This window comes from Streptomyces albus subsp. albus (genome assembly GCF_000725885.1).
GTDB classification, from domain to species: Bacteria; Actinomycetota; Actinomycetes; order Streptomycetales; family Streptomycetaceae; genus Streptomyces; species Streptomyces albus.
Genome location: NZ_JODR01000027.1, coordinates 18,656 through 31,849, shown reverse-complemented (window position 1 = coordinate 31,849; position 13,194 = coordinate 18,656). Strand labels below are relative to the sequence as shown.

The following is a 13,194-nucleotide window of genomic DNA, read 5'->3' as shown; positions in this document are numbered from 1 at the left end:
CGGTAGGGGGACGGACCCGGCGGGACCCGTCCGATCCGTAGACAGACGGCCGTGGTCTAGTCCAGAATCCTCGGTGACGCACTTCTGTCCTCTCCGCACAAGAGGGCAGATCGAGGCCCGGCGCTCTCTGCCCTGACAGCGACGGGTCTTGCGGCTCCGGGCTGCGGTGCCGGGCGGGTTGAGGGTCCCGCTCCGGCGCCGCGGCCCGAAGTGCTTTCCGGGCCCGTCCCGGCACCGGCGCGGGGGCCGCGCTGCCGGCGGGAGAGCTGCTGCGTACCGGTGGGACGGTTCGCTGCCGCACGGCGAGGGGCCCGGACCGGGTCGTGCATCCACCGGTCCGGGCCCCGTCGAGCCTCGTACGCCGTCCCCATCGGCACCGGCGGGGACGTACGCCGCTCAGGCGTGCTGGATGGCCTCGTCCGCGCTCGCCGGGAACCGCGTCGTGCGGTCCCCCAGCATCAGGGCGCGGTAGGTGGCCGTGGCGGCCTCCTCCAGGTTCATCGCCCGGCGCAGCGCCATCCCCACGTCCTCCCCCAGCGCCGAGCAGCCGTGGTGGGCCAGCAGCACGCAGTTGTGCTCCTTGGCCTGCTCGGCGGCAGTGTCGGCCAGCTCGTCGGAGCCGTTGGGGTGGAAGGGCGTCCGGCCGATCGACCGTACGTAGACGGCGTGGTCCAGCGTCAGCAGCCGGATCTCGTGGCCGAGTGCGTCCACGAGGACCGCGTGCTGGGGGTGCATGTGGACGATCGCGTTGGCGTCCTCGCGGACCCGGTAGGTGCGCTGGTGCAGCTTCCACTCGCTGGAGGGCTGCGGATTGCCGCCGACGACCTCGCCCGCCAGGTTCATGACGGTGAAGTCGTCCGGCTCCAGCCGGTCCAGCCAGGTGCCCTTGCCGGTGACGACGAACTCCTCGGAGCCCGGCAGCCGGGCCGACAGGTTGCCGCCGCTGGCCAGGGCGAAGCCGCGGGAGACCACGGTGGCACCGACGTCGATGAGCTGCTCCATCAGGCCGTCCACCGTCCCGGCCTGTCCCATCCTCGGCTTGGCGGACCCCATCCGCTCCCCCTCCCTCAGCGGGTCTCGGTGACCTTGGCCAGCGAACGCGGGGCGTCCGGGTCCTGGCCGCGGGCCATGGTGACCTCGTAGGCGAGCATCTGGAGCGGCAGGATCTGCACGATCGGCTGCAGCTCCTCGGCGAGTCCGTCGGTCGGCAGCGCGAAGCCGGCGGAGGCCCGGTCCACCTCGTCCTGGCGGCCGATGACCACCAGGTCGGCGCCCCGGTCGCGCAGCCGCTCCAGCACGGGCTGGAGAGCCTCGCCGCCCTTGCCGTCGGCCACCACGGCGATCACCGGCGAGATGTTGTCCACCATGGCCAGCGGGCCGTGCAGCAGGTCGGCACCCGAGTAGGAGAGCGCCGGGATGTAGCTGGTCTCCATCAGCTTGAGCGCGGCTTCCTTCGCCGTCGGGTAGCCGTAGCCGCGGGAGGTGAGCACCATCCGCTCGGCGAACCGGTAGCGGGCGGCCAGCGCCTTGACCTCGCTCTTGCGGGACAGCACCGCCTCGGCCAGCCCGGGGAGGTTCCCGGCGCTGCGGGCGGCCTCCTCGCCGGCGCCGCGCAGGCCCTCCACGAACAGGTAGAGCGCCAGCAGTTCGGCGGTGTAGGTCTTGGTCGCGGGCAGCGCCTTCTCCGGGCCCGCCAGCACGTCGATGTGGTGCTCGCTGACCTGGGCGAGCGGCGAGTCCGCGTTGTTGGTGACGGCCAGGGTGATCGCACCGGCCTCGCGGGCGGCCTTGGTGGAGGCCACCAGGTCGGGGCTGCCGCCGGACTGGCTGATGGTGATGACCAGGCAGTCGGTGAGGTCCGGCTCGGCACCGTAGGCGGTGGTCGTGGACATCGAGGTGAGACCGCACGGCTTGCCCAGCCGGATCTCCAGCAGGTATTTCGCGTACAGCGCGGCGTTGTCGGAGGTGCCGCGCGCGGTCAGCAGCACGAAGCGCGGGTTCTGTGCGGCGATCCGCTCGGCCACCTCGCGGATGGCCGGGGCGCCCTCGTCCAGGATGCGGCGCAGCACGGCGGGCTGCTCGGCCATCTCGCCGGACATGATGGTGCCCGGCCCGGATGGGGCGTTCGAGGACATGCGGGTCGCCTCCCGATGAGGTTCGTGCGTGAGTGCGGGTTGCTTTTCGATCCTACGTTGTGAGGGTTCGCGCGCCTTTGGCCCCCGCGCCCGGAGGGGACGCGGGGGCCTGGCGGAGCGCGTGGCCGGGCCGGTCAGCCGCGGGCGATCACCTCGGCCGCGGCCCGTCCGCACACCCGGGCGGCGCCGTGGGTGGCCACGTGCAGGGCGCCCTGCGGCGGGGCCTGGGGCACGCCCATCTCCACGACGACCGTGTCGGGGCGGGCGGCCACCAGCCGTTCGACGGCCTGCGCCATCCACGGGTGGCGGTGCAGATCGCGGACGACGGCGACGACGGGGCGCTCCCCCGCGTCGGCCAGGACGCGGGCGCCCACGTCACCGTCGGTGCTGCCGTAGGTGCCCGTGCGGGTGCCGGGCACCATCCGCTCCAGTTCCGCGGCGGGACCCCAGGGGGTCTCGTCGCCGACGGCGATGTTGGCCAGCGGGGTGAGCGCGGCCACGAACAGCGGGCCGCGGGGGTGGCGGTAGTCCTCCAGCCCGGTGACGACCAGGGCGCGCCGTGCCGCCTCCAGTCCGATGCCGCCCGCGGCGACGGGGTCGGCGCGGAGCGCGGGATCGGCCAGACCCCCCGTGTCGGACCGGTTCCGCGCGCCCCGCGCCCCCTGGGCCCACGCCGCGAGGGCGCGGACCCGTGCCGCGGCGTCGGCGAGCCGTTCCTCCGTCAGCTCTCCGTCGCGCACGGCCGTCACCAGGGCGTCGCGCAGCCGCAGCACGGTGTCCTCGCCGGACAGGCCGCCGCCCACGCAGATGGCGTCGGCGCCGGCCGCCAGCGCCAGGACACTGCCGCGCTCCAGACCGTAGGTGGCGGAGATGGCCTGCATCTCGATGCCGTCGGTGACGATGAGTCCCTGGTGGCCCAGGCCCCCCTGGTCGCGGGGGGCGCGCAGCAGTCCGGTCAGCACGGCGGGGCTCAGCGTTCCGGGGCGGGCCGCGTCCAGGGCGGGCAGCAGGATGTGGGCGCTCATCACGCACCGGGTGCCGGCGTCGATCGCCGCCGCGAACGGCACCAGGTCGCGGGAGCGGAGGGTGTCCATGTCCGCGTCGATGCGGGGCACGGCGTGGTGGGAGTCGACGGCGGTGTCGCCGTGCCCGGGGAAGTGCTTGACGCAGGCGGCGACGCCCGCGGACTGGAGTCCTTCGACGTAGGCGACGGTGTGCCGGGCGACCAGCTTGGGGTCGCCGCCGAAGGAGCGGACTCCGATGACGGGGTTGTCCGGGTTGGAGTTGACGTCGGCGGAGGGCGCCCAGTTGAGGTTGACGCCGGCGGCGGCGAGCCTGCTGCCCAGTTCGTGGGCGACCGCCCGGGTCAGGTCGGGGTCGTCGATGTGGCCGAGGGCGAGGTTGCCGGGGTAGGAGGAGCCGGTGCGGGCCTCCAGCCGGGTGACGTCGCCGCCCTCCTCGTCGATGGCGACCAGGACGTCCGGCCGTACGTCGCGCAGCTGCTCGGTCAGCAGGGTCAGCTGTTCGGGCGAGTCGATGTTGCGCCCGAACAGGCCGACCGAGGCGAGTCCCTCGTCCAGTTGCCGCAGCAGCCAGGCCGGTGCGGAGGTGCCGGTGAAGCCGGGCTGGAGGACGGCTAGGGCGTCACGGGTGAGGGTGTCGGTGGCTCGGAGAGAGGTGGTCATGCGGGTCATCCCTTCACCGCGCCGGAGGTGAGGCCGGCCACTGCCTTGCGCTGGAGGTAGAGGAAGAGCAGCAGGATGGGGACGGCGAAGAGCGAGGCGGCGGCCATGGTGGCGCCCCAGTCGTCGCCGAAGGCGGTCTGGAACTTCGACAGCCACAGCGGCAGCGTCTGGGCTTCGGCGTCCTTGTTGAGGATGAGGACCATGGGGAACTCGTTCCACGCGGTGATGAAGCCGAAGAGCGAGGTGGCCATCAGTCCGGGGGCCAGCAGCGGGAAGATGACCCGGCGGAACGCCTGGAAGCGGGTGCATCCGTCCACCATGGCGGACTCCTCCAGGTCCTTGGGGACGGCCGCGACGTATCCGCGCAGGGTGATGATGGTCAGCGGCAGCACCATGACCGTGTAGAAGAGGGTGAGCGGCACCAGGCTGTTGAGCATGTCCGCGTCCCGCACGATCATGTAGATCGCGATGACCATGACTTCCCAGGGGGCCATCTGGGCGAGCATGAACGTCAGCACGATGCCCTTGCGCCCCTTGAACCGCATCCGGGCCAGGGCGAACGAGGCGAAGAGGGCCACCAGCAGCGAGAGGCCGACCGCCAGCACGGTGACGGTGACCGAGTTGCGCACCAGCGTCCAGAAGTTCTCGGCGTGGACGGCCGTCGAGAAGTGTTCGAGGGTGGGCGAGTCGGGGAACCAGACGGGGTCCTCGCTGATGATGTCGCCGTTCGGCTTGAAGGCCGTGTTGAACATCCAGTACACGGGGAAGACGAAGCCGATGAACAGCACCACCGCGGTGGCGTTCGGCCAGATCCGGCCCAGGAGCGACCGTTGCATCAGGCCCTCTCCCCCTTCTTGCGGTCGGTGGTGCTCTCGCCGGCCTCGTCGTCCTCCGCCTCCTGGCGCAGCACCAGACGCAGGTAGTACGACATCAGCGCCAGCAGGATGAGGATGGTCAGGACGGAGATGGCCGCGCCCGCGCCGTAGTGCTGGTTGCCGACGCCCTCCACGAAGGCGTAGACGGGCAGCGTCTCGGTCAGCCGGTCGGGGCCGCCCTCGTTGATGGCGAAGACCTGCGGGAACGCCTTGAAGATCCAGATCACTTCGAGGAACGTCGCGACCATCAAGAAGGGCTTGAGGAACGGGAAGGTGACGGACTTGAAGCTCTGCCAGGCCCCCGCCCCGTCCAGCGCGGCGGCCTCGTACAGTTCGCGGGAGATGGTGGTGGTCGCCGCGTACAGGTTGATGGCGACGAACGGCACCGAGGTCCACACGATCAGCAGCGAGACGACGAAGAACGTGGACAGTTGGCTGCCCGTCCAGTTGTAGTCCGCCATCGAGGTGAACCCGATCTTGGCGAGCACCCAGTTGACGACGCCGAAGCGCTGTGCGAACAGCCACTGGTAGACGGTGGTGCCCGCGATGGGCGGCATGGCCCAGGCCAGTACGAGACCGACCGACAGCAGCAGCCGCATCTTCGGGCCGAGCCGGGCCAGCAGCAGACCGATCAGGGTGCCGACGACGATGATCACCACGACGTTGACGACTGTGAAGATCACCGACCGCAGGGTGACCCGCCAGAACGTGTCGCTGGTGAGCGTGTCGGTGTAGTTGGCGAACCCGTTCCACTCGGTGACGTGCTGGATCAGCTGCGTCATGTTGAGGTTCTGGAACGAGAGCATGCCGTTGGTGACCAGCGGCCAGCCCAGGAGGACCGCCGTCAGCCCGAGCGCGGGCAGCAGCAGGAGGTAGGGCAGGGTGCCCTTCCCGGTGCCCCGTCCGCCGCCCGGCGCCGACCCGCCGCTTCCCGCCGGCCTGACGGACACCTTGCCACGAGGCGGTGCCTCACGGGTTTGCACAGACATTGCAGACTCCAACCGGGGTGGGGGCGGCACCCCGCCGCCCCCACCCCGCCCTCGGACGGGTCACTGCTTCTGGGACAGCCGCTTGTTCATCTCGCCCTCGACCGCCTTGGCCGCCGCGGCGTGGGACTTCCCCTTGAGCACGGACGTCATGTAGCTCTTGATCGGGTTCGGCGGGTTCTCCACCGCGCCCCACTCGGGGATCAGCGGCGTCAGGCCGCCGCCCTCGACGGCCGGCGCGGCGGCCTCCGCCGACGGGTTGCCCTTCAGATTGCTCTGCAAGGACTCCTTGTTGGGGATGACGCCGCCTTCCTTGGCGAGCGCACCCTCGTTCTTGTCGGAGAGCGCGATCTTGAGGAACTCCTTGGCGAGTTCCTGCTTCTCGCTGCCCGCGGCGACCGCCAGGTTGGAGCCGCCGAGGAAGACGCCCTCCGGCTTGCCGGCGGTCTCACCGGGGATGGTGAAGTAGCCGATGTCGTCCTTGATCTTCGGGTTGGCCTCGGCCGCGGTGGCGCCCTCCCAGCCCAGGCCGATGAACGCGCCGGTCTTGCCCTTGGCGAAGACCTCCGCCTGCTGCGGGGTGGCCTCGTCCTTGTCCTTGGGCGCCTTGGAGTAGGAGGCGTACTTCTTGTAGATCTCCATGGCCTCGCCGACCTTGGGGTCGGCGAGGTTGGAGACCCACTTGCCGCCCTTCTTCTTCACCAGGTCGGCGTTCTTGCCGATGAGGAGGCCGTCGAAGAAGTACCAGTTCTGGCCGGGCATGTAGATCGGCTCGGCGTCGGTCTTCTTCTCGATCTTGTCCAGCGCGTCGAAGAACTCGTCGCGGGTCTTGGGCGTGCCCTTGATGCCGGCCTCGGCCCAGATCTTCTTGTTGTAGACGACCGTACGGTTGACGGCGAACCAGGGGGCCGCGTACTGCTTGCCGTCGTAGACGGCCGACTCGTTCAAGGAGGCGGTCCAGTCCTTGCCCAGGTCCTTCTTGAGGTCACCGAGGTCGGCGAGACCGCCGGTGCGGGCATAGGCGGGCGTCTGGGTGTTGCCGATCTCGATGACGTCCGGCGGGTCGGACTCGGACAGCGCGGTGGTGATCTTCTGCTGGATCCCGTTCCACTGCTGGACCTCGAACTTGAGCTTGGCCCCGGTCTTCTTCTCGAACTCGGCCTTGACGTCCTTCATCCACTGCTTGGGGGTCGAGCCGTCCATCGCCCAGAGGGTGAGAGTCTGGCCCTTGAAGCTGTCGGGCCCGGCCTTCTTGTCGCCGTCCCCGTCGGACCCGCAGGCCGCGACGTTCACCATCAGCGCCACGGCTCCGGCCGCGGCTATGAGTCCTCGTTGACCACGTTTCACAGCATCTCCCCTGCACACTGGAACGGCCGCACAGCACGCCCGGACGCCTCGCCCGGACAGTTGGTTTAGACCAATGCGCAGAGCTTGGCCTAGACCTTTAGGGGTGTCAACGGTGTATAAAGCTCCCAGCCGGTTCCGTTACCGGACCGACATCTGAGCTCGGGCGCCCGCCCGGACCGGGGTCGTGCCACGATGTGAACCGCTACGGACACGGAGGACGCCGGTGACGGCACAAGGCGAGGCGGAGAGGCGGGCCATGAGCACGGACGGGGGCGGCTCCATCGCGCCGGCCGCCGCGGAGACCCAGGCCGCGGGCGGCAACGGACCGGCGGCCCGCACCGCGCGCGTGCCCAAGTACTACCGCCTCAAACGGCACTTGCTGGAGATGACCGAAACCCTGCCCCCCGGCACGCCCGTACCCCCCGAGCGCACCCTGGCCAGCGAATTCGACACCTCGCGCACCACCGTCCGGCAGGCCCTCCAGGAACTGGTCGTCGAGGGGCGGCTGGAGCGCATCCAGGGCAAGGGCACCTTCGTCGCCAAGCCCAAGGTCTCCCAGGCGCTCCAACTGACCTCCTACACCGAGGACATGCGCGCCCAGGGGCTGGAGCCCACCTCGCAGCTGCTGGACATCGGCTACGTCACCGCCGACGACCGTCTCGCCGCGCTGCTGGACATCCCGGCCGGCGGACGCGTCCTGCGCATCGAGCGGCTGCGGCTGGCCAGCGGCGAGCCGATGGCGATCGAGACCACCCACCTGTCCCAGAAACGCTTCCCCGCCCTGCGCCGCAGCCTCGTGAAGTACTCCTCCCTCTACACCGCGCTCGCCGAGGTCTACGGAGTCCACCTCGCGCAGGCCGAGGAGACCATCGAGACCTCGCTGGCCACCCCGCGCGAGGCGGGACTGCTGAGCACGGACGTCGGCCTGCCCATGCTGATGCTCTCCCGGCACTCGCGGGACACCCGCGGGGAGCCCGTGGAGTGGGTGCGCTCCGTCTACCGCGGCGACCGCTACAAGTTCGTCGCCAACCTCCAGCGGCCCGCCGCCGGTTGACCGGCGCCTCCTTTGCACCCCACGCAACTCGGGCAACAACGGCTGGGGGTATGGCGCAGATCACGTCACTGTTCTAACGTCGGCCTGCCGTCGTACGAGTCCGCAGCCCGAAGGCGGCGGACGGGTGGGGTCGAGGAGGAACGCGCGTGTCCAGCACTGCCCAGCAAGCCAGACAGCCCAAGTGGCGGTCCGTCGTCATCTGGACCGCCGTCGCGCTGATCGGCGCGGTGGGCTGGGCGATGCTCGCACTGGCCAGGGGCGAGGAGATCTCCGCCGCCTGGATGGTCGCCGCGGCCCTCGGCTCCTACGCCATCGGCTACCGCTTCTACGCGCGGTTCATCGCCACCCGCGTGCTGCGCGTCGACAAGACCCGGGCCACCCCCGCCGAACGGCTCGACAACGGCATCGACTTCCACCCCACCGACCGCCGGGTGCTGCTGGGCCACCACTTCGCCGCCATCGCCGGCGCTGGCCCGCTGGTGGGCCCGGTGCTGGCCGCCCAGATGGGATATCTGCCCGGCACCATATGGATCGTCGCCGGCGTCATCCTGGCCGGCGCCGTGCAGGACATGGTGACGCTGTTCTTCTCCATGCGGCGGGACGGCAAGTCGCTGGGGCAGATGGCCCGTGAGGAGATCGGGCCGGTCGGCGGCGCCGCCGCGCTGCTCGCCGTCCTGGCCATCATGATCATCCTGCTGGCGGTGCTGGCGCTCGTCGTCGTCAACGCCCTCGCCGAGTCGCCCTGGGGCACCTTCTCGATCGGCATGACCATCCCGATCGCCCTGTTCATGGGCTTCTACCTGCGAGTGCTGCGCCCCGGCCGGGTGACCGAGGTGTCGGTCATCGGCATCGCGCTGCTGCTGCTCGCGCTGGTGGCCGGACGGTGGGTCGCCGAGTCGTCGTGGGCGGACACCTTCACGCTGGAGCCGGGCACGCTGGTCATCTGGATCCTGGTCTACAGCTTCATCGCCTCCATCCTCCCGGTGTGGATGCTGCTGGCGCCGCGCGACTACCTGTCCACCTTCATGAAGATCGGCACCATCGGGCTGCTGGCCGTCGGCGTGATCCTGACCCTGCCGACGCTCAAGATGGCGGGCATCACCGACTTCGCGGGGGTGGGCGACGGGCCGGTGTTCGCCGGGTCGCTCTTCCCGTTCGCCTTCATCACCATCGCCTGCGGCGCCCTGTCCGGGTTCCACGCGCTGATCTCCTCGGGCACCACGCCCAAGATGATCCAGAAGGAGACGCAGGTGAGGATGATCGGCTACGGCTCCATGCTGATGGAGTCGTTCGTCGCGGTGATGGCGATGGTCGCCGCCTGCATCATCGACCCGGGCCTCTACTTCGCGATGAACGCCCCCGCGGGTGTCATCGGCGACACCGTGCAGTCCGCCTCGGAAGCGGTACGGCACCTGGACTACACCATCAGTCCCGAGGAACTGGCCGCCGCCGCCAAGGCCGTGGAGGAGCAGTCGCTGCTGTCCCGTACGGGCGGGGCGCCGACGCTCGCCATCGGTGTCTCCAACATCTTCTCCGAGGTGTTCGGCGGCGCCGGGATGAAGGCGTTCTGGTATCACTTCGCCATCATGTTCGAGGCGCTGTTCATCCTGACGGCGCTGGACGCGGGCACCCGCGTGGGGCGGTTCATGCTCCAGGACATGCTGGGCAACGTCTACAAGCCGTTCCGCCGCATCAGCTGGTGGCCGGGGCTGCTCCTGTCCAGCGCGATCGTCGTCGGACTGTGGGGCTACTTCCTGTGGGTCGGCGTCCACGAGCCGCTCGGCGGCATCAACCAGCTCTTCCCGCTCTTCGGCATCGCCAACCAGCTGCTGGCCGCCGTGGCGCTGGCCGTGTGCACCACGCTGCTGATCAAGTCCGGGCGGCTCAAGTGGGCCTGGGTGACCGCCGTTCCCCTGGCGTGGGACGCGGTCGTGACGCTGACCGCGAGCTGGCAGAAGGTCTTCTCCAGCGACCCGAAGGTCGGCTTCTTCCAGCAGCGCGCCGACTACCAGCAGGCCATCGAAGCCGGGAAGGTCATCCCGCCCGCCAAGAACATGGACGACATGCACACCGTCGTCACCAACTCCACGGTGGACGGCGTGCTCTCGGCCCTCTTCGCCCTCCTCGTCATCATCGTCCTCGTGGACGCGACCCGCACCTGTGTCAAGGCGATCCGCCACCCGGAGGCCACCAAGCTGACCGAGGCACCGTACGTGGAGTCGAAACTGGTCGAGCCGGCCGGGCTGTTCGCCACCAAGGAGGAGAAGGCCGAACAGCAGGCCGCGCTGGCCGCGGCAGGGACCTCCCGTACCGGGCCGGGACAGGACACGCGGTGAACGCCGTACGGCGGGCCGGCCGCTGGGTGCGCTGGTACGTGCGCGAACTGACCGACGAGAGCGCCTACGAGCGCTATGTCGCGCACGTACGGCAGCACCAGGGCGCCGACGCCCCGGTGCCCAGCCGGCGGGAGTTCGAGCGGCAGCGGCAGGACGCGCGGGAGGGCGATCCGCGCGAGGGCTTCCGCTGCTGCTGAGCCCGGCCCGCCGCGCGTGTCCGGTATGCGGACGGGTGGTGACGGTGATCGAGAACCTCGCTTAGGTTTCCGTGCGCATTGCACACACCTGAGCGAGGACGGAGTCCCCCACCATGTCCGCACCGCCGCCGACGTCGGCGAGAAGCCAGCAGATCGTCACCCCCGCACGGGTCATCACGGGGCTTTGTCTGGTCGCGCCGTTCGTCGCCATCCTGTGGGTGGATTCCTATGCCCGGATCGAGCCCACGCTCTTCGGCATTCCGTTCTTCTACTGGTACCAGATGCTGTGGGTGCTGATATCCGCCGCGCTCACGGTCATCGCCTACCGCCTCGTGCGCAGGGAACAGGACCGCAACCAGCGCGCCGGGGCCACCGCGGAGACCGCCGAGGGCGGTGAGGCGCGATGAACGGCGGGGTCAACGGCGTCGCACTCGGCGTCTTCGTCTTCTTCTTCCTCGTCGTCACCGTCATGGGATTCCGCGCCGCCCGCTGGCGCAAGGCGGCCGACGGCAACTCGCTGGACGAATGGGGCCTGGGCGGACGCAGTTTCGGCACCTGGATCACCTGGTTCCTGCTGGGCGGCGACCTGTACACCGCGTACACCTTCGTCGCCGTGCCCGCCGCGATCTACGCGGCCGGCGCCTCGGGATTCTTCGCCGTTCCGTACACGATTCTCGTCTACCCGCTGATCTTCACCTTCCTGCCGCGGCTGTGGTCGGTCTCGCACCGGCACGGCTACGTCACCACCTCCGACTTCGTGCGCGGCCGGTTCGGCTCCCGCGGCCTGTCGCTGGCCGTCGCCCTGACCGGCATCCTGGCCACGATGCCCTACATCGCGCTGCAACTCGTGGGCATCCAGGCGGTGCTGGACGTGATGGGCGTGGGCGGTTCGGAATCCACCAACTGGTTCGTCAAGGACCTTCCGCTGCTCATCGCCTTCGGTGTACTGGCCGCCTACACCTACTCCTCCGGGCTGCGCGCCCCCGCGCTGATCGCGTTCGTCAAGGACGCGCTCATCTACCTCGTCATCGCCGTCGCCATCATCTACATCCCCATCAAACTCGGCGGTTTCGACGCGATCTTCGACAAGGCCGGTGACGCCCTCGCCCAGCCGAATCCGGCGACCGGGAAACCCCGCGGTGAACTGGCCAGCGGCGAATCCGCGCAATGGGCGTACGCCACCCTCGCCTTCGGTTCCGCGCTGGCCCTTTTCATGTATCCGCACTCGATCACGGCGACGCTCTCGGGCAAGAACCGCAATGTGATCCGGCGCAACACCACGATCCTGCCGCTGTACTCCCTCATGCTGGGATTCCTGGCCCTGCTCGGCTTCATGGCCATCGCCGCCGGGATCAAGGTGGACAACGGCCAGCTCGCCATTCCCCAGCTGTTCGAGGACATGTTCCCCGACTGGTTCACCGGCGTCGCCTTCGCGGCCATCGGCATCGGCGCACTGGTGCCCGCCGCCATCATGTCGATCGCCGCGGCCAATCTGTTCACCCGTAACATCTACAAGGATTTCCTGAAGCCGAACGCCACCGCCGAGCAGGAGACGAAGGTCTCCAAGCTGGTGTCCCTGCTGGTGAAGGTCGGTGCGCTCGTCTTCGTCCTCGGCATGGACAAGACCGTGGCCATCAACTTCCAGCTCCTTGGCGGCATCTGGATCCTCCAGACCTTCCCCGCGCTGGTCGGCGGACTGTTCACCCGCTGGTTCCACCGCTGGGCCCTGCTGGCCGGCTGGGCCGTGGGCATGGTCTACGGCACGCTCGCCGCGTACGGCGTCGCCAGCCCCACGCAGCAGCACTTCGGCGGCAGCAACGCGCTGATCCCCGGCATCGGCGAGACGGGCTACATCGGGGTGACCGCGTTCGTGCTGAACGTGGCCGTCACCGTCGTGCTGACCGTCGTGCTGCGGGCGTTCAAGGCCCCGGCCGGGGTGGACGAGACCCGCCCCGAGGACTACACGGCCGACGCACCGTCCGCGCCGTCCGGGAAGCGGCCGGCCGGCCCGGCGGACCCGGACGACGGCACGGCCGGCCCCGGTGCCCCCACCGGTGGCGGCACCGGCGGCGACGGCCCCGGTGAAGGTCCCGGCACCGACGGCGGCAGTCCCGGCGGGCCCCGCACCGACGGCGGCGGCACCGACACTCCCGACGCCGGCGGCAGCCCCGAGAAGGAGCCCGCCGCCATGGGCTGAGCCACCGCTTCGCCCCGCATGCGGCGTGGCGTGCCCACCCCTCCGACACCCGTCCCCGGCATCCGGGGGCGGGTGTCTGCGTGTGGCGCCACGATAGCCACCCGTCACACGACGGCACAACATGTGGGGGGCCTCGCGGAACGGGCCACAACATGTATGCTCCCTCAGGTCGTCGCCACCCGACGCAGGGGAATCCGGTGAGAACCCGGAACTGACCCGCAACGGTGTGCGGGCAGCTCACCGCTGCCCGCGAGTCCGATCGCCTGCCGGCGGCGACAGCGAACGTCCGGGTCTCGTGGACTGGACCGGCGGACGGGGCGCGGCGTGCCCGCACGCATGCGCGCTCCCTCCTTGCCGTGCCGTCCACGGGCAGCGAGCACCG

11 protein-coding genes and 1 riboswitch are annotated in these 13,194 nt (G+C 70.1%); of the genes, 5 read left to right on the top strand and 6 right to left on the bottom strand.

Features of this window, described 5'->3' with window-relative positions; translation table 11 throughout:
- Nucleotides 1-396 precede the first annotated feature (396 nt).
- The 6 genes from IO40_RS0127085 to IO40_RS0127060 form a co-directional block, all read right to left on the bottom strand.
- On the bottom strand, nt 397-1,053 hold the full coding sequence (locus IO40_RS0127085) for a class II aldolase/adducin family protein (protein WP_016469671.1): 657 nt from the start codon (nt 1,051-1,053) through the stop codon (nt 397-399).
- A gap of 14 nt (nt 1,054-1,067) precedes the next feature.
- Entirely contained in the window at nt 1,068-2,135 is a 1,068-nt protein-coding gene (locus IO40_RS0127080; protein WP_016469670.1) for an SIS domain-containing protein, read from the bottom strand.
- Between the two features lie 134 nt (nt 2,136-2,269).
- Nucleotides 2,270-3,820, bottom strand: coding sequence for a glycoside hydrolase family 3 protein (locus IO40_RS0127075; RefSeq protein ID WP_031028917.1), 1,551 nt, complete (start codon nt 3,818-3,820; stop codon nt 2,270-2,272).
- Between the two features lie 5 nt (nt 3,821-3,825).
- The gene (locus IO40_RS0127070) at nt 3,826-4,656 is read right to left on the bottom strand and encodes a carbohydrate ABC transporter permease (protein WP_016469668.1); all 831 of its coding nucleotides are present in this window, start codon (nt 4,654-4,656) and stop codon (nt 3,826-3,828) included.
- The gene (locus IO40_RS0127065; RefSeq protein WP_033230122.1) at nt 4,656-5,684 is read right to left on the bottom strand and encodes a carbohydrate ABC transporter permease; all 1,029 of its coding nucleotides are present in this window, start codon (nt 5,682-5,684) and stop codon (nt 4,656-4,658) included. Before IO40_RS0127065 ends, IO40_RS0127070 begins: the two co-directional genes overlap by 1 nt.
- Before the next feature lie 60 nt (nt 5,685-5,744).
- Complete coding sequence (locus IO40_RS0127060; protein ID WP_016469666.1) at nt 5,745-6,977, bottom strand: extracellular solute-binding protein; 1,233 nt, start codon at nt 6,975-6,977, stop codon at nt 5,745-5,747.
- A gap of 307 nt (nt 6,978-7,284) precedes the next feature.
- Here IO40_RS0127060 and IO40_RS0127055 point away from each other — a divergent pair, with 307 nt between their 5' ends.
- The 5 genes from IO40_RS0127055 to mctP all read left to right on the top strand — a co-directional run bounded on the left by IO40_RS0127055 (nt 7,285) and on the right by mctP (nt 12,812).
- Nucleotides 7,285-8,082 carry a GntR family transcriptional regulator gene (locus IO40_RS0127055; protein WP_016469665.1) on the top strand — a complete coding sequence of 266 codons (798 nt, stop codon included), beginning with the start codon at nt 7,285-7,287 and terminating at the stop codon, nt 8,080-8,082.
- A 239-nt stretch (nt 8,083-8,321) separates the two neighbouring features.
- A complete protein-coding gene (locus IO40_RS0127050; protein ID WP_234336608.1) occupies nt 8,322-10,418 on the top strand; it encodes a carbon starvation CstA family protein in 2,097 nt (698 codons plus the stop codon).
- Nucleotides 10,415-10,615: a CstA-like transporter-associated (seleno)protein gene (locus IO40_RS0127045; RefSeq protein ID WP_016469663.1), complete on the top strand. Its 201-nt coding sequence runs from the start codon at nt 10,415-10,417 to the stop codon at nt 10,613-10,615. The genes IO40_RS0127050 and IO40_RS0127045 overlap by 4 nt, the downstream gene beginning before the upstream one ends.
- A 113-nt stretch (nt 10,616-10,728) precedes the next feature.
- On the top strand, nt 10,729-11,022 hold the full coding sequence (locus tag IO40_RS0127040; RefSeq protein ID WP_016469662.1) for a DUF3311 domain-containing protein: 294 nt from the start codon (nt 10,729-10,731) through the stop codon (nt 11,020-11,022).
- On the top strand, nt 11,019-12,812 hold the full coding sequence (gene mctP, locus IO40_RS0127035; RefSeq protein ID WP_016469661.1) for a monocarboxylate uptake permease MctP: 1,794 nt from the start codon (nt 11,019-11,021) through the stop codon (nt 12,810-12,812). The genes IO40_RS0127040 and mctP overlap by 4 nt, the downstream gene beginning before the upstream one ends.
- Before the next feature lie 149 nt (nt 12,813-12,961).
- Nucleotides 12,962-13,097: riboswitch (cobalamin riboswitch) on the top strand.
- Nucleotides 13,098-13,194: the final 97 nt, after the last annotated feature.

Coding starts and splice junctions, on each gene's coding strand:
- IO40_RS0127060 (WP_016469666.1), bottom strand. CDS start 6,977: ATGGTGAACGTCGCGGCCTGCGGGTCCGACGGGGACGGCGACAAGAAG.
- IO40_RS0127080 (WP_016469670.1), bottom strand. CDS start 2,135: ATGTCCTCGAACGCCCCATCCGGGCCGGGCACCATCATGTCCGGCGAG.
- IO40_RS0127075 (WP_031028917.1), bottom strand. CDS start 3,820: ATGACCACCTCTCTCCGAGCCACCGACACCCTCACCCGTGACGCCCTA.
- IO40_RS0127070 (WP_016469668.1), bottom strand. CDS start 4,656: ATGCAACGGTCGCTCCTGGGCCGGATCTGGCCGAACGCCACCGCGGTG.
- IO40_RS0127085 (WP_016469671.1), bottom strand. CDS start 1,053: ATGGGGTCCGCCAAGCCGAGGATGGGACAGGCCGGGACGGTGGACGGC.
- mctP (WP_016469661.1), top strand. CDS start 11,019: ATGAACGGCGGGGTCAACGGCGTCGCACTCGGCGTCTTCGTCTTCTTC.
- IO40_RS0127050 (WP_234336608.1), top strand. CDS start 8,322: ATGCTCGCACTGGCCAGGGGCGAGGAGATCTCCGCCGCCTGGATGGTC.
- IO40_RS0127065 (WP_033230122.1), bottom strand. CDS start 5,684: ATGTCTGTGCAAACCCGTGAGGCACCGCCTCGTGGCAAGGTGTCCGTC.
- IO40_RS0127055 (WP_016469665.1), top strand. CDS start 7,285: ATGAGCACGGACGGGGGCGGCTCCATCGCGCCGGCCGCCGCGGAGACC.
- IO40_RS0127040 (WP_016469662.1), top strand. CDS start 10,729: ATGTCCGCACCGCCGCCGACGTCGGCGAGAAGCCAGCAGATCGTCACC.